Consider the following 25,208-nt stretch of genomic DNA (forward strand, 5'->3'; position numbering starts at 1 on the left):
TCAGTCTTTTTGCGAATGGTGGAGGCTGGCAGCGCTACTTTTTTATCGGAATCGCGGTAGTGGTCTCGATTTTTCTGATCAAGCTGATCCTTGAAAATCGTCATAAAGGAGAAGCCATCGCTTACAGTCTTATCCTCGGTGGCGCCATGGGCAACCTGATTGACCGGGTCTTTCGCGGCTATATTGTGGATTCCTTTGATTTCTATTGGCGAGACTGGCATTGGCCGGCCTTCAACCTGGCTGATATTGCAATTGTCCTCGGTGCCTTACTTTTCGTTTCCAGCAGCTTGTTGGGTAAAAAAGCAAACACCAATGCCGAGCCGGATGGATCTGACTGACACCTACGCCTATACAACACCATGACCGAACTTCCCGACAACATCCTTCACCTGCCGCAATACCAAGTACTGGGCTGCAAATCAACCGACGACGAAATGCACTTCCAGGTGGACGTGCCCGATCCCATCGCCTGCGAGGAATGCGGCGTGCAGGGTGAGTTCGTACGGTTCGGCAAGCGTGACGTTCCCTATCGTGATCTGCCCATCCACGGCAAGCGGGTCACTCTCTGGGTGGTCCGCCGCCGATACACCTGCCGGGCCTGCAAGACAATATTCAGGCCCCAGCTACCGGAGATGGTGGACGGATTCCGTATGACACTGCGGCTGCATGAGTACGTGGAGAAGGAATCCTTCAACCACCCCTACACCTTTGTGGCGGCACAGACCGGCCTGGACGAGAAGACGGTGCGCGACATCTTCAACGCCCGCGCCGAGTTCCTGGGGCGCTGGCACCGCTTCGAGACGCCCCGCATCCTGGGCATTGACGAGCTATACCTGAACAAGCGCTACCGCTGCATTCTGACCAACATTGAGGAGCGAACCCTGCTCGACCTGCTGGCCACCCGCCGCCAGGACGTGGTGACCAACTACCTGATGAAGCTGAAAGACCGGCAGAAGGTCGAGATCGTCAGCATGGACATGTGGAACCCCTACCGGGCAGCGGTCAAGGCTGTGCTGCCCCAGGCCCGTATCGTGATCGATAAGTTCCATGTGGTGCGCATGGCCAACGATGCCCTAGAGAGAGTGCGCAAGGGCCTCAGAAAGGAGCTGAAACCGTCCCGGAGCCGGACTCTCAAGGGAGACCGGAAAATCCTGCTGAAACGCGCTCACGAAGTCTCAGACCGGGAGCGCCTCATCATGGAGACCTGGACAGGCGCGTTCCCGCAACTGCTGGCCGCCTACGAGCACAAGGAGCGCTTCTACGGCATCTGGGACGCCACCACACGGCTCCAGGCAGAAGCCGCCCTGGACGAGTGGATAGCCACCATCCCGAAGGGCCAAAAGGAAGTCTGGAGCGATCTGGTCAGGGCAGTGGGAAACTGGCGCGAAGGGACCATGACCTACTTCGAGACGGACATGCCCGTCACCAACGCTTACACGGAGTCCATCAACCGACTGGCCAAGGACAAGAACCGTGAAGGGCGCGGTTACTCCTTCGAGGTGATGCGGGCACGAATGCTCTACACCACGAAGCACAAGAAGAAGGCACCGACTGCGAAGGTCTCTCCTTTCTACAAGAAAACCATCGGTTACGGACTGCCGGACTTCGCAGAGGAACTCAACTACGGAGTCGATCTATCAACCATCTGAGGGTGGTATCAGATTGATGGGGTGAAGGTGCCCCATCAACCATTAAATCCGTATACCCAAAAAATGTAAATCACCCTCCCTGCCCTGGGCACTTCGTGCCAGAGGCTCGATACTCAAGTATATTTAGATTCCCGTTGGAATCTTTGTACGTCATCTGGGCAGGCATTACACCGCAGCCAATGCGTGTTGATGTAATATGTATGACACGCTCAATATCTACATCCATCCCATAGCGGTAATGCACGGTTTCAGGCGGATTTTTATCAATCGATAGTGCGTACTCTCTCCATCTCTTTTCGTTTTCCTGAATCATAGATCCATAAACTTTATCAGCACTACCCTCTGCCATGGCAAATGAGGAAATCAGCATAATAGAAACCATTGCAACTCTTGTTTGAATACTCATTTTTTCCTGCCTTTAGAATTATCCAAAGCACATGATGGCACACCGTTTCTGTCACCAAAGTGAAACGGACATTACATTGGGGTAATACAAAGTCGGATCGCTGATCTATTTCAGCATGACATCTTTGTAATCGCAGCGTCACCAGCCGGACAGGTAACGCCATGTACCATACTAACGAGTCTCCAAAAACCCATTTCAGATGAGAGGTATAGCCATGAGAACCCTAGCAACGATTTTCATGTTTTTATTTGCGCTGAATGTTACTGCGGTAGTCCATGCAGAAGATGGGAGCATGCGTTACCGGCAGATGGTAGAGAACCTGCGTGAACAAAACAAAGAGCGCAGAGAAGCCCGTGATCAACAAATAAAAAAGGATGAAGTAAAAAACAGTACGAAAAATACTGGAGGTGCTACAACCGCGTCAGACAATCGCTAACAGAAAGGTGTCTACCTGACTTCTTCTAAGGTTGTATTCCGTTCAGTTGTACTTCTGAAGCTTAACACTACAGATCGCACATAACGACGATGGAGGGGATAGATCTGAGTGACACCGACAGAGAATTGAATTGGTTCAGATTGCCGGAAAATTCGCTGGCTGACACCCCAATTACGGGGGTGTACTGAATTTTGTGTAACCTGTAGGGTTGATTACAAGGGCATCATGCGGTCTTCGAACTGAATCGTAAAGCGATTCAGTTCCGTTTTCCAATCCCGGATGTTCGGCAACGACGGTCTGCGCCGGTTGCGGCTACTGTCGAGCGGCTTCGCAACCAAGGGTGAACCATCACGGCGATTCGCCACGCAGGCCGAGACCTCGGCGGCGTCGGTCTCATGGATATACCGCGCGCATCGGCGCGGCCTGCGCTCGAACGGTTACGCACCATAGGCATCACCCGCATGATCATGCATTTCTGGAGACAACCAACGCGTAGCCGATGCGGTCACCAAGCAAGTTTGCTTGGACGAGGCATGGGGTGACCTCATGCCAGAAGACAAGGTTGACGCAGTCAACAAACTACGCAAAACCACCGAGGTCGTAATGGTTGGCAATAGCGTGAATGATGCGCCCGCCATGGCTCATGCTACTGTTGGTATCGCTACGGGCGCCGCAGGCTCAGATGTGGCTTTGGAAACGGCCAACGTTGCATTGATGGCAGACGACCTATCGCATCTGCCGTTTGCAGTCGAACTCAGCCGACATACTCGTAGGATTATTCTCCAGAATCTCTTCATCAGCCTTGGCGTCGTAACATTGTTAGTCCCAGCGACGATCCTTGGACTGGGCATTGATCCAGCAGTCGTTGCGCACGAAGATTCGACTTTGATAGTAGTAATCAACGCTACTGAATCGTACCGGGTTTTATGGAGGCCATTTCGTTTAAGTCAGGCCGCCATGGTCTGACCGGATTGTTGCTGGTAGAAGTTTGCCTCAGCTTCTGCCGGGGTTATATACCCAATCGAGCTCAGCAACCGCTGGTGGTTGTACCAGTGAACCCATTTCAAAGTGGCGATTTCCACGGCTTCGCGACTACGCCAGGACTGCCGATAGATCAGCTCCGCTTTGTATAACCCGTTGATGGTTTCAGCCAAAGCGTTGTCATAGCTATCGCCTTTGCTGCCTACAGAGGGCTCTATGCCGGCCTCAGCGAGACGCTCGGTGTAGCGGATGGAGACGTATTGGCTACCCCTGTCGCTATGGTGTATCAGGCCGTCCATGCGGCTCGGCTGTCGAGCGTGCAGCGCTTGCTCCAGGGCATCCAGAACGAAGTCTGTTCGCATGCTGTTGCTCACCCGCCAGCCAACGATACGCCGGGCAAATACATCGACCACGAAGGCGACGTAGAGCCAGCCTTGCCACGTTGAAACATAAGTAAAGTCGGACACCCATAGCTGATTGGGTCGATCCGCATGGAACTGGCGTTGGACCCTATCCAGCGGACAAATCGCGTTCTCATTCGGGATGGTGGTGCGGATCACATGACCGCGACGAACGCCCTGCAGGCCCAGTTGACGCATCAGCCGCTGTACCGTGCAGCGAGCAATATCAATGCCCTCACGCTTGAGTTGCTTCCAGACTTTCACGACGCCATAGCACTGCATATTGTCATCCCAGACTCGCTGGATTTTATCGCTCAACAGCTCGTCCTGTTTGGCACGAGCGCTTCGCAGTTCGGGTTGACGGGCTTTGGCTGCATGCACGTAATAACCGGACGGAGCGATCTGGATTACCCGACAGATCGACTCGACTCCGTAGCGGTCACGGTACTCGTCAACGAAGGCGTTCAGGGTTTGTTGCGGCGCCGGGGTGCCGGCCAGACGAGCTCCGCCTGGGCAAAATACGCACTGGCCAGGCGCAGAATCTCGTTCGCTTTGCGCAGTTCCCGGTTCTCGCGTTCCAGAGCCTTGATGCGTTCTCGTTCCTCGGTCGTCTGGCCGGGGCAGTGGCCAATATCAGTCTGGTGTTTGCGTATCCAGCCATGCAGCGTCTGGGGGACACAGCCAATCTTGGGCGCAATGGATTCGATGGCTGCCCATTCGGAGGGGTAGTCCTTCAGGTTCTCCAGAACCATGCGCACAGCACGTTCACGGACTTCAGGGGAATAGCTATTAGATTTCTTCATGCCTCATTCTCTCAAGAGTTGAGGCCTCCACGAAACCCGGTGCGATTCAGGTGTAGCTATTACAGCAAGCTTGGTACGATGCGCCAAGGAGCGGCGAGGATATTTCCGGATGAGCACAGAGAGAAAAACGAAGCGTGCGCCCCTTCAAGGCACCCACCTCATGAGCACCGTGGCCACTGGCGGCGGCGGCGGGGTATTCCAAGCGCGAGTTGGAGCCCTCTATCTCGCAAACATGCTAACAGGGGTGCCGAGTGCCTTTGGTTTGCATGGCTCCCAGGTAGAGACCCTACGCTTTGAGGCACGTTACACGGGCGCTCACACCGACGATATCTATTGCCAGGTTAGAAACAGTGGGCAGTCCCGACTTCAGCTCATCCAGTGCAAGCGTGGTCTTAATGCTACAGCTAGCGACGAAGACTTTATTGATGGTTTGCAGGGGGCTTGGCGCGACTATCTAGGAGTAGAGGGCAGCCCTTTTGATCGGGCATGTGATCTTCTGATCCTTGCTACCGTGGCACCAGCGACACCCGCCAACCAAGCAGCCAAACGGCTCTGTGAGTTATCTCGAGCTTCACTGGACCTGGCCGACTTCCTTCAAAAGCTCAATTCCAAGCTCTTTGACGCACAGCATAAGCGCACCTGGAACGCCTTCAAGGAGGTCTCAAGGAACACGCTTGCCGACAAGTACTCCGACGAGCTTGTCTTCGACCTATTGCTACGGCTACGTGTCGACGTACATGACCTCGGAACCGAGGGCTCACAAGAGCTAAGTCTGGTTCAAGCTCTTTTGGCTTCAAACCGGCCTGGAGATTCCGGCGAGCAGGTATGGAACGGGCTGTTTTCATATGTCTTAGAGCAAGGCATTAGTGTCGGTACTATTACACCTGAGACTTGGAAAACGACTGCGCAAGTTGGCATCCAAGAAGCTGTCAGCCGCCTCACTGTTCAAGGTGGCCTTGGCAGCATTGCCGAGCAATTCAGAGATCGGGCTAGACATCAGCTCTCGCTCATCTCAACGAAGCTTCCCAACGGCACACATATTCCTCGCGGCCAGTGCGTTGCCCAAGTGCTGTCGGGCTTCGATGAGCGACAGCTCGTCATAGTCACAGGCGGCCCGGGTGCGGGTAAGTCAGCAGTTATTGCAGAACTCGCACCCCTTCTTCATGAGTCTGGCCCGCTGTTCTTCTTTCGAGCCGACGAGCTCAGCCAGCCAAGCCTAGCCACAGTTCAGTCACTTAGTAGCATGCCGGATGCTGTGCTCAGCATGGAGAGTCTATTGCGCTGCGGCACACCAACTGTCGTCATCGACTCGCTGGAAAAGGCGCTCGAAGCCAGGAGCCCGGGTGCGCTTGAAGAGCTGCTGGCGCTTGTTCGCCAGCACAAAGGAGTGAGGTTGTGCGTGACAACCCGCTCCTATGCTCTCAACGCTCTCTACTCCATCTTCCTCGCTGATTTCTCGTACCAAGTTGTCGACGTCCCTTTGCTGACAGATGCGGAGATATCTTCGGCAGTGACCGGAACGGCTCTTGAAGACATTACGGCTAGGGACGGTGGTGTGCGAGAAGTTCTCCGAGCACCTTACTATCTGCGCCTTGCGTTCAACTACACCGCGACTGGGGCAATTCTTCCCCAGGCTGCTGGCAATGACTTGCGCTTGCGGCTGTGGACAGAGCTGGTCGCTCCCAGTAGGGGCTTGCAAGCAGGGATGGCCGAACGCCGTCGAATAGCCTTTAACCAGGTCTGCTACGAGCGTACGGAGCGCTTTGCTCAGTTCGTACAAGCACCAGCGGACGCTGAAGCAGTGACTTTTCTCGTGCAAGACGGGGTGCTAGCACAAGACGCCGCGCTCCGCGTAGCTCCCACTCATGACGTCTTGGAAGATTGGTCGCTCTTCTTCCGAGTCGACCAGGAAGTACGCGGTGCCGAGAGGGCATGGGGTGTGCTCTTCGGCAAGCTTGGCTCACACGCGGGCATGCGCCGGGCACTGCGCACTTGGACAGCGCAGCGCTCAGCTGAAGGTGACGCAGATGCGTATGCGCTGCTCGAAGCCGCTCTCAAACTAGACTCGACCATTCCACAGCTTTGGCGAGACGAGGTGGCTATTGGATTACTGCGCTCCGAGCGTGTGGAAGACTTAGTCGCAAAGCTGAGCAACAGTGTCTCCTTCAACAGCGCAAACCTCTTACAGCGCTTAAGCCACTTGCTGCGCGTTGCATGCAAAGGACCAACCTCTATCGACTACTCCCACCTTGCAGACGATCCTACTAACAGAGAGATCATGCTACGGATCGGTATGGCTGCCCCCGTTGGCAAAGCTTGGGATGTAGTAATCGGGTTAGTCGCGAAGGCGTTTCCCGACCTGCCGTCGGAAAACTACTCCTGGATTGTCCAGTTGGCAGAAGACGCCACGTCTCACGACGAGAACTGGCACAAGCCCACCCAGCGAGTGGTCGACGTGTTCAACATGGCTGAGCACTTCTGCTTGGGCGATGAAGAGGATTGGTACCATGAGCAATCGATTAGCAAGCGCTTCTATGCGCTTTTGTGTCGCTGCGTAGGTGCAGACGCTTGCCGGTTCACGACATTCACTGAGGCGCTCTTGCGGCGCTTCCTGGCTGGCGCCGATATGCGCGACTCCTATGCGGAGGAACGTCTTCAGTTCCTGGTCAATTTCAAGAACTGTCGCGAGGTGAGCTTTTTCGTTCCCGACTTGGTGTGGAAGGTCTTCTGGAATCTCTACACGAAGTCCGAACCGGAAGTAGAACGAGACTTCGGCATGCTCGGGTGGGAGTCCGCAATGGGACTGAGTCAGTTAGCAGATCACGAATTCTTCCCACCGTCGGTCTTACAGGGCCCCTTCCGATCACTGTTGCTCTACGACTGGCCAAAGAGCGTGCGCTTCGTGGTTGATCTGTGCAACCACGCAGCTAAGGCGTTTGCCACGATGCAACCGAATGAAGTTTCAATTATTCCGCTGGAGCAAAGCCCCAATGATCGACCACACATCCATGACTATCGTCTATGGGCAACCTATCGCAGTCTTTCAGTCACCAGCTACCTCCTGAATGCGGCTTTAATGGCGCTGGAAGAACGCCTGCTTATAGAAGCTAAAGGGCAGCCCAGGGTTATCTCGCAGGTACTCGAGATTATCCTGGAGCTGGGAGAGTCGAGTTTCACTACAGGAATGGTTGCAGGGGTCTTGATGGCTCACCCTCAGCTCGTAACCGAGAAGATGCTTTCCATCTTCAAATGCCCGCAATTCTTCTCCGACGACATTGCTCGCAGAGTACGAGAGGCAGGTGCGCTGGCCATCCATGGAGGCCACGACGGGCTGGACGATTCTAGGCAGCAGGAGCGCTTAGCAAGCAATCGGCTGCCACATAGACGGTGGCACCTGGAAGATCTAGTTCTTCAGCTGCAGTTCAACCGTCCAGACCTTCTCGAGGCCATCCACAGGATTCTTGACAGCCACTCGAAGGCGCTGAATGAAACGGAGGAGGTACCAGACGGCTGGCGCATGGCGCTGAAACGTATGGACATCCGTGGATTAAAGCTCGGAGAAGTTGCCAGCGATGGCAAGGGCGTATCCCTGGAGATTGCCAACCTGGAACCTGAATTGCAGCAAGCCAGTGACAAAGCTCAGGCCGGTATGCAGAGGATGAACCGCATTGGTGCCGTGAGTGCTTGGGCTGCAGCCGTCACGGGAAGATTTTCAACAGCAGAGCCGGGAACGACAGACCAATTCTCGTCGCCGTCTGAGCCCTATGTAGAACTCCTTCGCCTCTGTGATGAGATTGAAGAAGAGGAAGTCAGTTTGCTCGCCGGCCTCGAGGATGAGCTTGCCTGCGCTCTGGTACACAAGTGGCCCGCCGATACTTCACAGGCGCTACAGTGGGCCCGGGCTCTTGTTCTCGAACGCACTGCCGTTATCGAAGATAAGGATGCATGGATGCGCCGAGACCACCTGAGGGGGGAAGTGCGGGCGCGAGCGGTTGTCTCACTTGCTGCAGTCGCCCCATCTCTACCCATGATGGTTGAAGCATTAATCAACATCGTGACTGAGCCGGTGTGGAAAATACGCCGGGCTGCAGCCAAAGCAATCTCAGACGAGTTGAGGCCCAAGCAGCCTATGCTGGCCGAAGTGCTGACTAACAGTCTTGCTCAGTACGCCGAGGCACTGGACGTAACTATCCAACACCCGCGTAGAAGGACTCATGATTTGGTCAGTGAAGCCCGCGCAGCTACGGCCGAGTCACTTAACACCGCCCTGCGAAAGCTGGCGCCTGCCCAGCGTCCTTCACCAAAGAGTTTGGCGGCCCTCAAGGAGTGGGCAATAGCTCTTGATGCTGCGTGTGGCGAGATTCCCGATACCTGGCGAATACAAACGCTCATGACGCTTACCAAGCTGATGGTGGAACATGAAAAAGGGCCAAGGGTTCAGCGGCATGACCCCGACTATGTTGACTTCGAGGCGCGGTGGCAGTTTGGAGACTTGATCGCAGTCGAGCTCATGGCGCAATCAAGTGAAAACTCACCGCTATTCGATATGTTTGACTACTGTATCGAGAGTGCGCCTGAACTCAGTGAAAGGGTTCTGGAATCTGTACTTAGCGAGTGCATGAAGCAGGAGTTCGCAAACGCCGCAAGCTTCTGGCGTGTATGGGATTGCGCGACAGCTAGGGTCCTCGGGGATGATTCGCTGAGAACCAAGAGTCGGAGACTCTATAGCCGATTCGACAAAGTACTAAGGACGCTTTTACTGTGCTCAACGCCCTGGCCCAAGGCTTGGCATGACTTAGCGCTCTTCAGGTCCCGCCCACATTTCATCTCAAGCTGTTTAACTGCTGTGGGCGATAGCCGGAAAGGCTTAGAGTACCTGCTACAACTGATCGCGGGTGTCGGTCGTAAATCCGCGATTCCTTCTGCACTGCCCCAACTGCGAGACGCCTTGGACAGAGCTCCCGCCGATTTACTCGACGACGGAAACAACTTGTGGCACGCGGAGACTATCTGCCGAATAGCGGTGCATGATCATCGAGAGATCCTGATTCGAGACGTCAACCTGCGTAGGGCGACACTCGACATACTCGATCGGCTTGTCGACGCCGGGTCGTCGCTCGGATTCCAGCTTCGGGACTACTTGGCGACTTCGCCTATAGCGGTTAGCAAAGTTCATTAGTCCAAATACTTGATTCTGCCAGTGCGTATGCGGGTCGCCCTATAGCCCCACTGAGCCAGATAATCGATTGGTTATGGGGCTTTAAAATCAGATGGCTGCGATCGCTGCAAGCGGGCTGTCCCCTCGATCATAGAAATAGTCCATATCGTCCACCGCTTAGAGCCCGCAACCTGCAGCAACTCATCTATCGTCAGCTCCACATTCATACCCCCCAAAGTCATGTAACCATCCCTGAAGCCAGTGTCACCAGCAGGCACAAACCGGCAAAGCCATAAAGCGCCCTAGCGGCACCACCGATCAGCGTGAACCTCAAATACTTCATCCCATGCCCTCCACGGTAAAACCCGCAGTCCAAGGTTCGTTTCATATGTGTCACGCCGGTCCCTAACCCACCGCTCAAAGTTTTTGCGGGATATGTGGGTACTACCTTGGTGGAATACGAAGCTTTTGGGGGATACGCAGTGCTAAACCGGGGGAAGTGGAGTGGTAACGCGGTGATTTTTTGTTGACAGTCTGCTGCACAACTGGGATTTAGTGGGATTTACGGTGCAGAATAGGTGCCAGTGTAGGGGTATGGCAAAGCAATGCTAAGCAAGCCTGGTGGAAACCAAGTGTATTCCGAAGCCAACCGCTGCAAGATGCCATCGTGATCGACATCAGGTTGGTTAGGCAATGCCTGCGGAAAGTAATGCAGTTGCTACCTGTCCGACAGGTGCGGACGTATAATTGCAGCCTCTCTGAGTGGACCATAATGATTTCAAAGACTATTGGCGCACTCGCCAGGATACTAGCCACATCAAAGGAAAGTCTGTTAGTCTGATTCTGATTCGGCAAACGCGGCTAGAGGTCAAAACGCGATGTGCCAAAACTCGTTTTTTGTGCCCAATCCATTTGGGTATATGCGATATGAGGCGATGTTAATCGGGTAGTAGCCTTTTTCCTCTAGGCCAGATACCATGCACCTTAGAGCCAATTTACGCCTAGCAAAGCATACTCGCCTCGCTGTACCAGATTGCACTCCGAAGGCAGGGGTCACAGGTTCGAATCCTGTCGGGTGCGCCATTTCCCTTTAGATCAAGAGCTTTTTCAAGATTTCAGTCTTCGTTGAAATAGTCAGTGTCCAGCTGCTTGACCTCATAAAGCTGTTTGACGCTGCAGCCTAGGTTGTTCTCCACCATCAGCCGGGCCAGCTCGGTACCGTCGATTAACACTACCTTGATATCGAGGCTCAACGCGGCCTCCCGGGCCCCGACAGAGAAATCAGAGGTAGTAATAAATACACCCTTGCGAGCCCGCTGGCGGGTCAACGCCCCGATAAACTTATCAATTTCGGGACGATGAACCGTGTTACTCCAGCGCTTGGCTTGCAGGTAGATCACATCCAGACCCAGCTTATCTTCCTTGATGATGCCGTCTATCCCATCATCCCCGGTGGCCTGTGTAGCACTGCCAGCTTCCTTGCGTGACCCGCCATAGCCCATGGCAATCATCAGATCCACCACCAGTTGCTCAAAGAAGGAAGGCGATGCAGCGCGGACCTGCGCCAGCAGTTCATCCGCCAAGGATTGCATCAGCTCCTGATGGGCATTGGTCAACCTCTCATCCGGGGTGGCCTCTTCCTGCAAGTCTTGTGGCACTGTGGTGATACTGCTCGCGGACGGGCGAGCAGTATGAAAACTGGCAAACTCAGGGTAACGCTTGAGCCAGCTGACAGTAATGCGCTCCGGGCCGGAGCGAAGTGCTTCCAGTCCAAGCTCCGTAATCTGCACCATGCCCTTGGCTGGGATATGCAGCAACCCCGCCTTGTTGAGATAGGTACGCGCCCAGCCGATACGGTTGTTGATAACGGTCTGCTTGCCAGAGGGCAGCCGCTCATGCAGCTCGGTTTCGGTCAACTGCAAGCTACTTGCGATGTGCTCCCGCAACACGCTCAAGGCTATCGGCATGCCATCGGCCACCGCTGCAAGCACCGGGCGCATTACGCTTTGAAAATCTGGAATTGCCATATTGATCGCTGCTTCCTCTCATTTGCGCCAATAGCATCCGCCGGATTCGAGTCCCTGCTACTCCAACACACTTCCATTAGATTCGGATACGACTCTTTCCAATCTGCTCTTCATCTGTTGGGTCAGACGCCCAATACCAAGCGCTTGGCAGAACGTCACAAAGTCCCCCTTGTCACCGCATACTGCCAATATCTCAGCCAACTCCTGAGAACAAATGTAATCCAGCTTCTTTGCTTCCTCGTCTCTACACTGGATGCGGGCAGGCTGCCGTGCCTCCACATCTATTTTCTCGGGCCAATAGAACGTACCTATATCCTCTCGGGTACACGCTCCGTAGTCTGCTGCAAATTGCACGACCCGCTCCCTGATCTGCCTCCCGGCACGCTGAAATCCATGCCGCCTCGCCACGCGCCGCACCATTACATCCTCGTGAATGGGGCCTTCCTGATCAATGATGTGCAACACCATTTCTTTGAGCACCGGGTCATAGTCAGCGCTATAGAACAACTCTGGATCTGCCGGGAAGGCCTCCAAACTGGCTTTCACATAGCTGTTCTCGACAACCGCCCCGCCAACCCGAGCAATTGTTTGATCAGCATGCTTGTATTGGGTCACAATATCTCGATCGGGCTGCTCGGACCCTGCTACTGAGCGATCGACTTCCTGTTCCCGCAGTGTTTCCAGATGCCGGCTCAGCTGTTGATCCAGTTCCTCCAGTGCCTTGGCCCGATTGATCCACCAATCCGTTGACCAAACCCGGAACAACGTCCAACCCAGGCCCTCCAGTACACTCTGGCGAATCTTGTCCCGCTCACGCGCATAGGCGGAGCTGTGGTACATGGCTCCGTCGCATTCGATCCCAGCCAAGTACAGTCCAGGTTTGTCGGGGTGCACCACACCCATGTCGATCCGGTAGGCGGACACACCAATCTGTGGATGCACAATCCAGCCTCTATCCTGCAGCCCTCTGGCCACAGCGACCTCAAATGGAGATTCGTAGTCCCCCCTGGAGCCATGCACCGCCGCCGCCAGCGCAGGAGCACCCCGCTCGGCGTACTCGAGAAAATGTTTGAGGTCGGCGACTGCCCGGGCCTGAGTTCTGCTCAGATCGATGCGGTCGGGAGGCATGGTGGAGAACACCACCATTTCCGAGCGGGCTCGGGTCATGGCTACGTTCAGGCGGCGCTCACCACCGGTACGGTTGAGCGGTCCGAAGTTCATGGTGACGTGTCCGGTTTCATCGGGGCCGTAGGTGATGCTGAACAGGATCACGTCCCGCTCATCGCCCTGCACCGTCTCCAGGTTTTTCACAAACACCGGCTCAAGCGTAACGTCCTCGGAGAACGCCCATTCGATGGAAGGATCTTCCGCGCGCGCCTTATCCAACAGATCCTCAATCAGACTCTGCTGCTCGGTATTGAACGTCACCACACCGATCGACTGCTGACGCACCGCGGGATCGTCGGAGGTAAGTCGCCGGACAATTTCCGCCACGATGGCCTTGGCTTCCTCCTGGTTATGCCGGGCCTTGCCACGGGCATAGAAGCCTTCCGGGCGTACCAGGGACACACCCTTGTCCGGATGGACAGGCGCAGGGAAGGTAACGAGCGAGCTGTCGTAGTAGCGACTGTTGGAAAACGCAATCAGACTCTCGCGCCGCGAACGATAGTGCAGGTTGAGGACGCGCTGCGGGATACTGGCCCCAAGCAGCTCATCCAGAATACTTTCCAGATCACCCTCTTCATCAATATCCCCATCCGGGTCATTGTCAGCGCGGGCAAAGAAGTTGGTGGGCGGCATCTGTTTCGGGTCCCCAACGACGATGACCTGCTTGCCCCGCGCCAGAGAGCCGACGGCATCCCAGACGGTGATCTGCGATGCTTCGTCGAAGATCACTACGTCAAACAATGCCTGGCCCGCTGGCAGGAACTGAGCGATGGACAAGGGAGACATCATCAGACAGGGCGCCAGCGATGTGATCACGTCCGGCATCTCTTCCATCATTTCCCGCACCGGCTTGTGGCGCGATTTTTTCTGCAGTTCACGGCGCAGCACACCCCAGGACGAGCTGCGCTTGACCTCTTCTTCGTTCGGAATCTGCCCCGCCAGACTGGCAGCGATGTATTTCGCAGTCAGGTCGGTGAACTGACCATCCATCTCCCTGAAGCGATGAATAGCGTCTTCATGCTCTGGGGACGAGAAAGTCCGCAGCACCTCGTCCTCGTCAATGACCGCCGAGGACCACCAGGCACAATAGGCCGCCTCGAATACCTCGACCACCTCATCCGGCTGAACAACTCCACTTTCGATTGCCTGCACCAACGGGCCCAACTGCAGGTCCATTGCTTCGGAGCGTCGACGCACCCAGGCGCACCAGTCACGCAGAGCAACATGATGTTCAATGATGCGCTGACAGAGCGCGGCAGTTGAGCCCAGCGCATCCGCACCACCGGGCAGCAGGCTATCGAGGGTAGACCCAGTGAGACTTTCGAATCGGGCTTGCTCCGCCTTCAATTCGGCGAAAGCGTCCTGGAACTGGATAATGGCCCGGCCTATCGGTGCTTCGAGCGCCAACATATCGTTGGCGTCGTACAGCAGCGTCCGAATCTTCTCTCTCAGCGCCGCCAGGGACGCCGCATCCTCCGCCAGCTTGCTTACCGCCGCGCGGGCGCGATTGCCTAATGCCTGCAACGTGGCCATCGCCTGCGGATCAGAATCGTAGGACTTCCAATCTCTCAGCCCCTGCAGGACCCCGTCCAGGCGATCAATATGGCTGCCAGTCTCCCGCAGCTCACGCAGTACGGAAATATCGTTATCCGGATCCGGCTCACCCTGAGCACCACCCGCCCGCATCTGTTTCAACACCTTGCGCTTGGCAAAAAAGGATTTTGGCCACCAGCTGTCGTTGGCTTCGGCCCAGGCCGCAGCCAGCTGATCTGCATCCAGCGTCTTCCAGGCCAGAGGAGCGTACTGACAGCTCAACTTCGCCTGGGTTGCGATGTAATGCTTCAGCTTGGTAACCGCTTCCTCCAACGCCTCCAGCCGATCTGTTGCGTCATGCTCCAGAGCGAATGACGCCTGAGTACGGTAGGAGTCCAGCATTACCTGCCCGAACTCAACTGCCGCAACCAGTTTAGGAAAGGACATAACGCCGAGTTCAGCGCCCAGCGATTTCTCCAGAGTAGCCAGACCAGCGCCCACCCGCTCCGCAGCCGCCTGCAAGCTTCCGGCAGAACGCACCAGGTCACCCTGCCACTGGGAACTCCATTCGTACTGGCCGATGGCCTGCAACGGGTGATCTGTCAGCGTACCCAGCGCTCTGGCCTGCACACCCAGCAGCCCGGCCATATCCCGCAATTGTTGCAGCTGCTGCTCGTCATGCTGGTCCGCACGGGCCCAGCTCAGACGGACTTTTGCCGCCATAGCCTCATCGCGAATCTTGATTCCTATGGCGTAGTGCGCGGTGAGACCGTTTCGGCGCGGCTGATGCAGAGCATTGACCACCTGATTGAGTCGGTCACGCAAGGCTTTCAGACGGTCCGCCTCAGCCTGCCACTGGCTGACAGGTGCCTGTCCGGCACTGGTCCAGGAGGTCCGCAGCTGATCCAGCACCTCAACCTTCTTCGCCTTGTTCGAATGCAATTGCAGACAGAACTGACCCAGCCCGATATCCCGCAGCCGCCGATAGACCACTTCAAGTGCAGCCGTCTTTTCCGAGACGAACAGCACTTTCTTGCCCTTGCCCAACATGTGGGCAATGAGGTTGCTGATCGTCTGGCTTTTACCCGTTCCCGGCGGGCCGATAATGACAAAATCCTTGCCCCGATCCGCGGTAGCAATAGCCGCCATCTGCGCGGAATCCGCAGGCAGCGGTGCCAGCAAATCCGCTGGCGTGTAGTCCCTGTCGATGTCCCCTGCTTCGACAAAACGGATATCGCTGTCGTAGGGTTCTCTGGGCGTGTCCAGCAGATGTTTTACGACGGGACTCTGCTTGAGCTCCGCCGAGCGATCTACCAGATCCTTCCACATCAGGTACTTGGCGAAGGAGAAATGCCCCAGCACCACGTCCTCTACCACCTCGAAACCGGGCACGTCCTTGATCGCATGCCGTACTCGGGTCCAGACACCAGCGACATCCACCCCGCTCTCATCTTCAGGTAGCGCCCCACCGAGACCAGGAATCTCGATACCGAAATCCTTCTTCAGCAGCTCCAACAAGGTGGTGTTGAAACGTGGCTCGTCATCATTGGCGACCATTCTGACGCCGCTGCGCACGGACTTACGCTCGAGCGTCACCGGCAACAGGATCAACGGGGCGCGATAACGCCGATCATCCTTGTCCTTCTGCTTCCAGAGCAGAAAACCCACGGCCAGAAACAGGGTGTTGGACCCGCCTTCCTTCAGTGAGGTTTGCGCCCGGCGGTATATCTCTACGGCCCGCTTATCGAGCTCCTCCTGGCTCAGCTCAACCAGCACCTGCTTCTTGGTCAGGGCGTCGCGGGCGTACTCCTCTTTCAGATCACCACCCGTGCGTTGCCGATATATAGCCTCGTCCTGGTCCTGGCCTGGCAAGCGCGGGAACGGCGCTATGGAGATACGCGCGCCACTGGCCAGCGCGTCTTCCAATGCACCGGGATCGCCACACACTATGGTCAGGCTACTCTTGCCTGATTTATGGTTGAGCAAGGGGTTGCGGGCGGATAGATCGAGCAACTTACGCTGCCAACGCTCCAGCCGCCCCATTGGAGTCTCTTCTTCCGGGTCCGATTCAACCACGATTGTGCTGCCAGGCAAGCTCGGCGCCTCTTCCAGCCCCGGCTCGACCAGCTCGCTCACATCGCCCATGGAAACCGGGCTGTCGGCCTTCATCCCAAGGCTGAGAGGATTGATCCTGTGCCCGCGGGCGCGGCGGATATCAACGGCGGCAATAAACTCATGATCTTTCTCCAAGGTCAGCTGCCTGGCCCCCTCCTGCACTGCCCGGGAGAAGGGCACCGCAGGATGTTGAGTCATCAGCGTTGTTTCGATCAGGATCAGTTCCTTGAGCGGAATGCGCTGGCGGAGAATTTCAGCGTCCTCCACCACCACACTGGCCAGATCTTCCTTTTCCAGCCACAGGCCCACCAGCGCATGGCCTTCCGTCAGCACAACCAGAGGGTTCAACCGCGCCTGTTCAAGGGCCGCTGCAAACAGCAAGGTGGTATCGAGACAGGTCGCTACCCTTGCACTCTCAATCTGGCTGGGCAGGCGGATCTTCTGACCATCACGCTCGAAGCTGGCGGGAGGCAGCGCATAGCCTAGCTGCATCTTGACCACCGCCGAATAAATGGCAGAGGCGAGCAACCAGACCCGCTCGCGACTGTTGGCGCTGTAGCCATCAATGCCGTCTGGCTTGCCAGCCTTGCGCAGAATCTGACTGGCCTGCCCCAACAACCGATCCACCGCCGGGTCGTTCGGTGTGCAGAAAGCCGCCAAGAGCTCAGGCATATAACCCGCCCCGCCCCACTCGTTGCGCGCCAGCAGCTCCACGGGGATGATCTGCTCCTCCAGCGTCTCCCCACCCTGACAAACGCGTATCGTCACCGCGCTGCGCATCGACTCCGTCAGACCGTGCAAAAAGCCGCCATCAAGCTCCAGATCCCGGTCCTTCATGCTGAGCAAACCGCCCGCCGCCAGGCGATCCACCACCCAGGTCTTCTGCTTCAGAAACGCAGGCGACGCTTCCAGTACCACCGACAGATCAGTCAGGTCCTGCTCATCGTCCAGGTTCTCTACCTGCAGTTCGCGCAGCACTGCAAAGGCGCTTTGATGGCAGGCGAAGTTGATCTTGCCCACCAGGGTGGCGTGGATTTTTATTTTTGGTGATTCCTGGTCGGACATGATCCTTCCCTCGATTTTTTCTTCCGCGTCGTGCTTGATGGAGAATATTCACATTAGTTGTTGAACATCGACCTTAACATCGCCATCCTCGAAGAGGCTGGCCAGTACTTCGAGGATGGTCGATTTACCATAGTGCTGGCGGCCGACGATGCCGGTCATGGCTTCGTCGATGGGAATGACGATGGTATCGCGATAACCGCGAAAATGAGTGAGTTTGACGGACTTGAGGCGCATGGAGATTTCCCTATCTACATCTGACCAGCAAAGGCTTTTTGGCTCAAACCACTGGCTAACTCATCATGCCCCCCAAGCGCCAAAAAAAGGTGCTGCTTATACGCCTGAATAGTTTTATAGCGTTCAAGAAAAGCTATTTGCAGGTCATGGGGTGGCAAAGCCACTGGAGTTTTCGCAATCAACCCAACATTCAACGTAGGCTGGGCTACGGCGCGAGTTTCCCGCTCGAAATAGCCTTGAACCACCGGATTCTGGAGGTAACGATAAACATACTCGCGGTTTACTCCTTCACGAATAGGTATACGCGTGACTGCTCGCGCAATATTCCATCCAATCATTTCATCGCTGACCCAGCCGACACGACCAATAGTGCCTACGCACGCGATCAGAATTTCATTTCCTTTTAGCTTTGACTTTCTATGCTTCCTATCAATGCTTGCCGATACTCTCCTAAGCTGCCGGACGTCAGGAGTAACATCAGAAAGGTCTCCAGACCTTACCAATGGCACACCGTCACCTTCGTTATCACCCGGTTGAACAACGCCGTAGTTCAATTTGTCATCGGGATCAACAAGCGTAGAAAGCTCAACAACATTCCACCCCTTCGGATTGGTCACCGGGTCGCCGAACATGTCCAGAAACACGGCGCGGAGGAAGTCGTCGGCGAGCTGGATGGCTTGCTGGCGTTTGCGGCGGATGGCATCGGCCTTGTCGAGGATGGCGGCGATGCGCTTTTGTTCGGGCAGGGGTGGGAGGGGGATTTCATGCTGCCAAAATAACTGCATGGACACTCGCGGCATTTTTGCGCCAGCCACCTGAGAGCTAACCCAGTCAACAAAGCTTTGTGAACGCAAGTAGTAGGCTAGATATTTACGGTCTATTCGCAACGGATCGGGCAGCATCGGTACTAATTCAGTAGTCGCCAAACCTCTCCCATCAGGAAGGACCACTTTATTTAGATAGGGACGAAGCTTGGAATAAAGAACATGCCGCGCATCAAAACCATGTGTTGACGTACCGACCTCTGAAACAGGCGCCATAACTTTCCCTAGCACCTTGCCTGTATCAGGCTCTACCTGATCCAGATTCAGTGTCCACACTTCGTCGCTCGCGGAAAAGGCGTGTTTGCTAGGCTTAGCTGGCGCAACATCGCCCAGTTTAACCAACGGCCAACTCACAGCATCCCCTCCAGCTCTTCCAGGTCCGCCATAATCTCCCGCTCCAGCCCTTTGAGCCGCTGCAGTATCACCTTCGGGTCTTCGTACTCTTCCTGCTGATACACCACGTCCTTGTAGCGATTGATGGAGAGGTCGAATTTGTTGGCAGCGATATCGGCTGCCGATACCACAAAGGCCTTTTGGGTCTTGTCGCCAAAGGCCGCGTTAATGGCATTGGCACTGCTGTTGCCTTCGACCAGACGGCGGTAGGTGTGCCACTGGGCGATGGCGTCGGGCAGGTCGTTGCCGTCTTCACCCTTGAGCGGGGTGCGCTTGTCGTCCAGGGAGTAGCCGTCGGCCTGCAGGTCGTAGAACCAGACCCGCTCGGTGCTGCCGCCTTTGGTGAAGATCAGGATGGCGGTGCTGACGCCGGCGTAGGGTTTGAATACGCCACTGGGCAGGCTGACGACGCCTTCCAGCTGGTTGTTTTCCAGCAACTCCTGGCGCAGTTGCTGGTGCGCCTTGGATGAGCCAAACAGTACCCCGTCCGGCACGATGACGGCGGCGCGGCCGCCGAGCTTGAGCGAACGCAGGATGTGGGCGACGAACAGCAGTTCGGTTTTCTTGGTCTTGACCAGCGCCAGCACGTCGGGGTTGGTGTTGGTTTCGTCCAGGCTGCCCTTGAATGGCGGGTTGGCCAGCACCACGTCGAAGAAATCCTGCTCCTGCTGCGGGTAGTTTTCCTTGATGGATTTGCTCAGGCAGTCTTGGTACAGGATGTTCGCCCCGTTCACCCCGTGCAGCATCATGTTCATGCTGGACACGCGCAGCATGGTGGTGTCGAAGTCAAAACCCCAGAACATGTGCTTGTTGATATGTTCGCGGTAGGGTTCGAGCAGGTCGCCAGTGTAGTGCGGGTTGCCGTCTTCGTCATGGAAAATCCCCGCCTCGCTGGAGTGGCTGCGGTTGAGGTACTCCATGGTGCGAGCGAGAAAGCCGGCGGTGCCGCAGGCCGGGTCGCAGATGACGTCGGCGGGTTGCGGGTCGATCAGCTCGACCATGGCGTCGATGATATGGCGCGGGGTGCGGAACTGGCCGTTGATGCCGGCGGTGGTCAGCTTGCTCAACAGGTATTCGTAGATATCGCCTTTTACATCGCTCTGGGTCAGCGGCAGGGCATCCACCATCTCCACTGCGGACACCAGTACCGATTCGTTCTTGATCTCCAGATCGGCGTCCTGCATGTATTCGCCGATGTGGCCCAGCGCTGCCAGCGCACTGCCCTCGCCGCCCAGCCCGTCTTCTGTTTCCGATACCTGACCGATGCGGGCAAACCAGGGGTAGACCTCCTGCTTGAGGTGTTTGTGCAGCTCCTTGCCGCTCATGTTGCGGAAGTTCTTCCAGCGCAGCAGCTGGCCCTCCGGGGTGTCTGGGAACAGGCGGTCGAAAGCTTTGCCGGTGCGCTTGGCCTTGCGCTCAGCGACGTCTTCCTGCATGTCGAGCATGCGGGCGAACATCAGGTAGCTGATCTGTTCGATCACGGTCAGCGGGTTGGTAATGCCGCCGGTCCAGAATTTTTCCCAGAGTTTGTCGATGTCGTTACGGAGTTTGCCAGTTAGCATTGGGTGTCTGTTTCTCTATTTCGTTAAGTCTGATTGGTAATGGGCTGCGGCTTCCTGAATGCGCAGCACTCTGTCGCGCTCGCGTTCCAGTTCGCGGCGCAGCTCTTCTTCGCTGGGTAGTTCGGTCAGGTATTTGGAGGCGAACAGCTGTTTATTTTCACTGAGTACCGAGTACCTGGCGACGGTGTGGTTGTGCTCGCTGCACAGGATAAGCCCTATGGTCGGGTTATCGTCGGGGCGACGTTTTTGCTCTTCATACATGCGCACGTACATGTCCATCTGGCCCACGTCCTGATGGGTGAGCTTGTGCATTTTCAGGTCGATCAGCAGAAAGCATTTGAGGTGAAAATTGTAAAACACCAGATCAATGAAGTAATCGCCATCGTCGGTGCGGATGCGTTGCTGGCGCTCGACGAAGGCAAAGCCCTTGCCCAGCTCCAGCAGGAACTGTTGCAGGTTGCTGATGATGGCCTGCTCCAGGTCGTTTTCCTGGTATGTCTTGTCCTGCAGGTTGAGAAAGTCGAGGATGTACGGGTCGCGGAGAAACTCCCTGGGGTCGTCCGGCAGGGCGGCGGTTTTTTGCTGGGCTTCCTGCTCAACTACTGACTTGTCTTTGCTGGCAAGCAAGCGCTCGTAGTAGAGCACGCCTATCTGACGCTCCAGGGCGCGAACACTCCAGTTCTGCTGGGCTGCTTCATCTGCGTACCATTGCCGAGCAGAGGGGTTTTCCAGCCTCATAAGTATCCGGTAATGGCTCCAACTCAAAACACTACACAGTGTGTAGTGTTTTGGAATGGTGAGATAAAACTGCCGCATATTGCGCAGGTTACCGACGTCAAAGCCTTTGCCAAACTCATTCTGCAAACGCTGCGACAGTTGCTCTAACTGCTGTTTTCCATACTCAGCGCGCTCCTGCCCCTGCTGCTCCTCTTCAACAATCAAGCGGCCTATATGCCAATAGGCTTGCACCATCTGCTGGTTGACCGCCTGTTTTACCTGCTGGCGAGCCTGCTGGATAACCTCCGCAATCGCGGTGTACAGGGTTGCTTCGGGTAGCTTCTGATTGCTCATGAGGTGACGTCCTGTCTTATGAAGGGTTTGAGTACCGCCACCAGCTCCCCCACATCATCCGGGCTGAATACGCCATCGATGCCTTCGTGGGAGATGCTGTCGAAGGGCGGCTCGTACAGTTTGTCCACAACGATGCTGCCGTGTTGGGCGATATAGGTCTTCAGCAGGTTCATGAAGCGCACCTGCTGGGCGGTGAGGTTCGGATGACTGTGCAGAAACGCCTTGAAATGCTCCTCGATGGCCTGCGGGTCGAGGCCGATGATCTCCCGCACGGTAAGGTGCAGCTCGTCGGCGGTGCGACCGTAGAACTCGTTGAGCACGTCCAGGCTGACGCCCGGATGGCTGGTGAGGATGGTCGAGGTCAGGGTTTTCAGCTCGGGCTCGGCGATCGGCTCGCCCCGGTAGATCTTTTGCAGGATGGGGTTGGCCTGAAGCATGTCATCCAGAATGTCCTTGAGACGCCGGCGGTAGATCAGCGCTTCGTTGGCGCCGGCAATGGTGACCTTGCGCTCTTGCACGCTGATGCCGCCGTCCGCGGTGCGCGTACCGGGAGTGCCATATAGCGGCCCCTGCCCGGCGGCGCGGTATTTCATGATGCCGCGCAGCTCCCTGCGGGCGTGCTCCAGCCGCTCGATGCTGGGCGACTGCCAGAAATCCGCGCTGCGCACTTCGGCAATCACCGCGTCCTTCTGGCGTACGGCCTGAATGTTCACCGCCAGCTTGTCCAGTTCGGCCAGCAGCGTGTTCTTGCCATCGTCGAAACAGCTGGCCTGCTCCACCAGGCAGGTCTGAATTTCAGACATCAGCTTATCCAGTGCGGTGGCGTGCTTGTCGCGCAGCACCCTTGCGCTCATCAGCGGCGCGATGGTCTCGACCAGCAGATGCTGGGTTCTGGCATCCAGTGTCCTGAGCTGGTCGCTCTGTTGCAGCTGATGCACCGCACGCAACTCCCGCCGCACGGCAACGCTGGTGTCCGGCAGGTCGTTGACATCGGCGCGCAGCAGCTCGATCGCGGTATCGAAAGCCGCCGCATGGTTGCGCTTGAGTGCTGACTGAGCCAGCGCCAGCCGGGACTCGAAGGTGGTCTGCAGCAGCGATTTGCCGCCGGTGTCTTCCGGTTCCTGATACTCCTGCTCGAAGTAGTCGAAGTTGCCGTAGTGATCAAAGATCAGGAACTCGGTCTTGTGCCTGCCGGGGCCGAACAGGTTGGGCCGCAGGCGGGTGCCACGGCCGATCATCTGCCAGAACTTGACCCAGGATTTGACCGGCTTGGCAAACACCAGGTTGACCACTTCCGGCACATCAATACCTGTGTCCAGCATGTCCACCGAGATGGCAATACGGAAGTCGTTGTCCGGCTGCTTGAACTCCTTGATCAGGCTGTCAACGTGCGGCACCTTGTTGTGGATGACCTTGCAGACCTTGCTGCCGTATTGCGGGTAGAGCTTGCAGAATACCTTTTCCAGATGCTCTGCATGATCCTGACGCTGGGCAAAGATAATGGTCTTGCCGACCAATGAGCCGGTTTCATCCCTGATACCGTTGTTGATCAGGTTCTCGAGAATGATGCGGTCGGTATCCTCGCTAAAGATCTTGCGGCCGATGTACTTGCCGGCGATGGTGGTGCGCTGCGCCTCTTCTTCCCCCAGGTCTTCTTCGAGCTGACGCTTCTGCTCATCGCTGAGGTCGTTGTAGTGAATACCGTCACGCAGGAAGTCGGTGGTCAGATCCTTGACCCGGAAGGGCACCAGATAGGGTGGTTCGTTGTTGATCGCCGCGTCCAGACCGAATTCGAAGGTGGGGTCGGTGGTTTCACAGTCGAACATGTCGAAGGTGTTGCGGCTGATGAATTTGACCGGCGTGGCAGTCAGGCCGACCTGCAGGGCGTCAAAGTAGTCGAACAGATCGCGGTACTTGTTGTAGATACTGCGATGGCTTTCGTCGGCGACGATTAAATCGAAAAAGCCCACATCCAGCTGAGTAAAGCGGTTCATCATGCCCGGATAGGTGGCGATGTAGATACGCGCGCTCTGATCGACCTGGTTGGTTTCACCAATCACGCAGCGCGGCTCACTCGGCAGGTTCTGCTTGAAAGCATCATCGGCCTGTACGCGCAGCTCCTTGCGGTCACACAGGAACAGCACGCGTTTGGCCCAACCGGTACGCAGCAGCAGCTCGGCCAGGGCGATGGCCACCCGCGTCTTGCCGGTGCCGGTGGCCTGGATGATCAGTGCCTTGCGACGCTGCTTCTGGAAGTGCGCGGCCACCGTCTTGATCGCTTCGATCTGGTAGGGCCGGTCGGCGATGCTTAGCTCGGGGTTGTGCTGTTCCAACGCCGCGACACGGTAGCTGCGCTGGTAGATCAGATACTCGAGGCTGTCCTTGCTGTAGAAACCGTACACCGGGCGATAGCTGTTGTACTGCTTGTCATCCCAGATGAAGGTTTCGTAGCCATTGCTATAGAAGATGACCGGGCGCTGATAGCCCATGCGCTCCAGCGAGTCGGCATACAGGCGCGCCTGCTCGCGGCCAGCCTGCAGGCTGGTGTTACCGGATTTCTTGGCTTCCACCACGGCTAAGGGCTGGCCGTTATTCCCCCAGAGCACGTAGTCGACATAGCCCTTGCCAGAAGGATTGTTCGGAAAGTCGACTTGAACCTCTAACCCAACCTGCTCGGTATTGCCCACATCCCAGCCGGCTTGCAGCAGCATGGCATTGATCATCAGGGCACGGGTTTTCGCTTCGCTCCATTGCAGGCTATCGGCAACCTGCTGGCTGTTCTGTTGGCGCTTTTGCTGGTCGGGAATGGCTGGAGGGTCCAGATTTTCCAGCTTGCGGACGCGCTGCTGCTCCAGCTGATCCATGACCCGCTGCAACTCGTCCTGCTGCTTCTGCAACTCTTTTTCATAGCTGGCGACAGATTGTTGGAGCTGGCCCATAGCGACGGTCGGATCCGGCACCTCGCTGAACTCGGGAATACTGTCCTGAGCCACGCCGTAGTATTTGATGGCCATGTACATGGCCAGTTGGTGAGCAGTCTTCAGCGCCTGTTTGGCATCGCGCAGGTGGCCTTCCGCACCATGTGCGGTGTCATTGCCCAGGACTCGCAGGAAGTTGATCTGATGAATCAGCGACTTGCTGACACAGTCACCAAATACCGGGTTTTTTACCAACTCGTAGAAGCTGGACTGAGGCAACCGGGGCAACAGCTCCAGCTGATAGATCGCCTTGGTCAATTCCTCGGCAAAGCTGCGCAGGCGTGTCAGCGCGCTGCCGGGATCGATATACAGCACAGCTTCGGCAAGGCCGCCCAGGCTGGCCAGAGTGTCGTTACCTGCTCGCAGGAACTCGAAGTTGACTGATGTCATATACGTAATTCTATC

14 protein-coding genes and 1 other annotated feature are annotated in these 25,208 nt (G+C 56.4%); of the genes, 5 read left to right on the forward strand and 9 right to left on the reverse strand.

All coding sequences use genetic code 11. The features are described 5' to 3' along the window. Positions 1–338, forward strand: a 338-nt coding sequence (gene lspA, locus H6X51_RS10875; protein WP_185267555.1) for a signal peptidase II, incomplete at its 5' end; no start/stop codon positions are given. Positions 339–359: 21 nt separating this feature from the next. After that, on the forward strand, positions 360–1,649 hold the full coding sequence (locus tag H6X51_RS10880; protein ID WP_185267556.1) for an ISL3-like element ISPpu12 family transposase: 1,290 nt from the start codon (positions 360–362) through the stop codon (positions 1,647–1,649). A 70-nt stretch (positions 1,650–1,719) separates the two neighbouring features. On the opposite strand, the gene H6X51_RS10885 is transcribed toward H6X51_RS10880, so the two are convergent. Then, positions 1,720–2,055, reverse strand: coding sequence for a DUF2790 domain-containing protein (locus H6X51_RS10885; protein ID WP_074777387.1), 336 nt, complete (start codon positions 2,053–2,055; stop codon positions 1,720–1,722). 214 nt (positions 2,056–2,269) lie between these two features. Between H6X51_RS10885 and H6X51_RS10890 the strand changes: the two genes are divergently transcribed. Both H6X51_RS10890 and H6X51_RS10895 read left to right on the forward strand, forming a co-directional pair. After that, positions 2,270–2,491 (forward strand): hypothetical protein, encoded by a 222-nt coding sequence (locus H6X51_RS10890; RefSeq protein ID WP_185267557.1) that lies wholly within the window; start codon positions 2,270–2,272, stop codon positions 2,489–2,491. Positions 2,492–3,013: 522 nt separating this feature from the next. Beyond that, the gene (locus H6X51_RS10895; protein ID WP_235991311.1) at positions 3,014–3,457 is read left to right on the forward strand and encodes an HAD family hydrolase; all 444 of its coding nucleotides are present in this window, start codon (positions 3,014–3,016) and stop codon (positions 3,455–3,457) included. Here H6X51_RS10895 and H6X51_RS10900 read toward each other — a convergent pair. Further along, positions 3,439–4,676 (reverse strand): IS3 family transposase gene (locus H6X51_RS10900; protein WP_185267558.1). Its coding sequence is split into 2 segments (ribosomal slippage): positions 3,439–4,391 and positions 4,391–4,676, totalling 1,239 coding nucleotides; the frame shifts between segments, so codons are not numbered across the junction. The two genes, H6X51_RS10895 and H6X51_RS10900, sit on opposite strands and share 19 nt — an antisense overlap. Further along, positions 4,267–4,398 (reverse strand) — a sequence feature (AL1L pseudoknot). It overlaps the preceding gene by 132 nt. A 109-nt stretch (positions 4,677–4,785) precedes the next feature. On the opposite strand from H6X51_RS10900, the gene H6X51_RS10905 reads away from it, so the two are divergent. Continuing rightward, positions 4,786–9,855 carry a P-loop NTPase family protein gene (locus tag H6X51_RS10905; protein WP_185267559.1) on the forward strand — a complete coding sequence of 1,690 codons (5,070 nt, stop codon included), beginning with the start codon at positions 4,786–4,788 and terminating at the stop codon, positions 9,853–9,855. A gap of 1,094 nt (positions 9,856–10,949) precedes the next feature. On the opposite strand, the gene H6X51_RS10910 is transcribed toward H6X51_RS10905, so the two are convergent. From H6X51_RS10910 to H6X51_RS10940, 7 genes are read right to left on the reverse strand one after another with little or no spacing between them, the layout of a single operon-like run. Continuing rightward, complete coding sequence (locus tag H6X51_RS10910) at positions 10,950–11,861, reverse strand: restriction endonuclease (protein ID WP_185267560.1); 912 nt, start codon at positions 11,859–11,861, stop codon at positions 10,950–10,952. A gap of 57 nt (positions 11,862–11,918) precedes the next feature. Further along, positions 11,919–17,741 (reverse strand): DUF3320 domain-containing protein, encoded by a 5,823-nt coding sequence (locus H6X51_RS10915; RefSeq protein ID WP_185267561.1) that lies wholly within the window; start codon positions 17,739–17,741, stop codon positions 11,919–11,921. A gap of 48 nt (positions 17,742–17,789) precedes the next feature. After that, complete coding sequence (locus tag H6X51_RS10920; protein ID WP_221627317.1) at positions 17,790–17,975, reverse strand: AAA family ATPase; 186 nt, start codon at positions 17,973–17,975, stop codon at positions 17,790–17,792. Positions 17,976–17,989: 14 nt separating this feature from the next. Further along, positions 17,990–19,153 (reverse strand): restriction endonuclease subunit S, encoded by a 1,164-nt coding sequence (locus H6X51_RS10925; protein WP_185267562.1) that lies wholly within the window; start codon positions 19,151–19,153, stop codon positions 17,990–17,992. Next, positions 19,150–20,754, reverse strand: a complete 1,605-nt coding sequence (locus tag H6X51_RS10930; protein WP_185267563.1) for a type I restriction-modification system subunit M — start codon at positions 20,752–20,754, stop codon at positions 19,150–19,152. The genes H6X51_RS10925 and H6X51_RS10930 overlap by 4 nt, the downstream gene beginning before the upstream one ends. A 15-nt stretch (positions 20,755–20,769) precedes the next feature. Then, a complete protein-coding gene (locus H6X51_RS10935; protein WP_185267564.1) occupies positions 20,770–21,825 on the reverse strand; it encodes a PDDEXK nuclease domain-containing protein in 1,056 nt (351 codons plus the stop codon). Beyond that, a complete protein-coding gene (locus H6X51_RS10940) occupies positions 21,822–25,193 on the reverse strand; it encodes a DEAD/DEAH box helicase family protein (RefSeq protein WP_185267565.1) in 3,372 nt (1,123 codons plus the stop codon). Before H6X51_RS10940 ends, H6X51_RS10935 begins: the two co-directional genes overlap by 4 nt. Positions 25,194–25,208: the final 15 nt, after the last annotated feature.

Origin of the sequence: Halopseudomonas xiamenensis (assembly GCF_014219065.1) — a bacterium.
GTDB lineage: Bacteria > Pseudomonadota > Gammaproteobacteria > Pseudomonadales > Pseudomonadaceae > Halopseudomonas > Halopseudomonas xiamenensis.

What these genes read in the sequence shown, in the direction of transcription:
- H6X51_RS10880 (WP_185267556.1), top strand. Translation starts at nt 360, where the DNA reads ATGACCGAACTTCCCGACAACATCCTTCACCTGCCGCAATACCAAGTA.
- H6X51_RS10885 (WP_074777387.1), bottom strand. Translation starts at nt 2,055, where the DNA reads ATGAGTATTCAAACAAGAGTTGCAATGGTTTCTATTATGCTGATTTCC.
- H6X51_RS10890 (WP_185267557.1), top strand. Translation starts at nt 2,270, where the DNA reads ATGAGAACCCTAGCAACGATTTTCATGTTTTTATTTGCGCTGAATGTT.
- H6X51_RS10905 (WP_185267559.1), top strand. Translation starts at nt 4,786, where the DNA reads ATGAGCACAGAGAGAAAAACGAAGCGTGCGCCCCTTCAAGGCACCCAC.
- H6X51_RS10910 (WP_185267560.1), bottom strand. Translation starts at nt 11,861, where the DNA reads ATGGCAATTCCAGATTTTCAAAGCGTAATGCGCCCGGTGCTTGCAGCG.
- H6X51_RS10915 (WP_185267561.1), bottom strand. Translation starts at nt 17,741, where the DNA reads ATGTCCGACCAGGAATCACCAAAAATAAAAATCCACGCCACCCTGGTG.
- H6X51_RS10920 (WP_221627317.1), bottom strand. Translation starts at nt 17,975, where the DNA reads ATGCGCCTCAAGTCCGTCAAACTCACTCATTTTCGCGGTTATCGCGAT.
- H6X51_RS10930 (WP_185267563.1), bottom strand. Translation starts at nt 20,754, where the DNA reads ATGCTAACTGGCAAACTCCGTAACGACATCGACAAACTCTGGGAAAAA.
- H6X51_RS10935 (WP_185267564.1), bottom strand. Translation starts at nt 21,825, where the DNA reads ATGAGCAATCAGAAGCTACCCGAAGCAACCCTGTACACCGCGATTGCG.
- H6X51_RS10940 (WP_185267565.1), bottom strand. Translation starts at nt 25,193, where the DNA reads ATGACATCAGTCAACTTCGAGTTCCTGCGAGCAGGTAACGACACTCTG.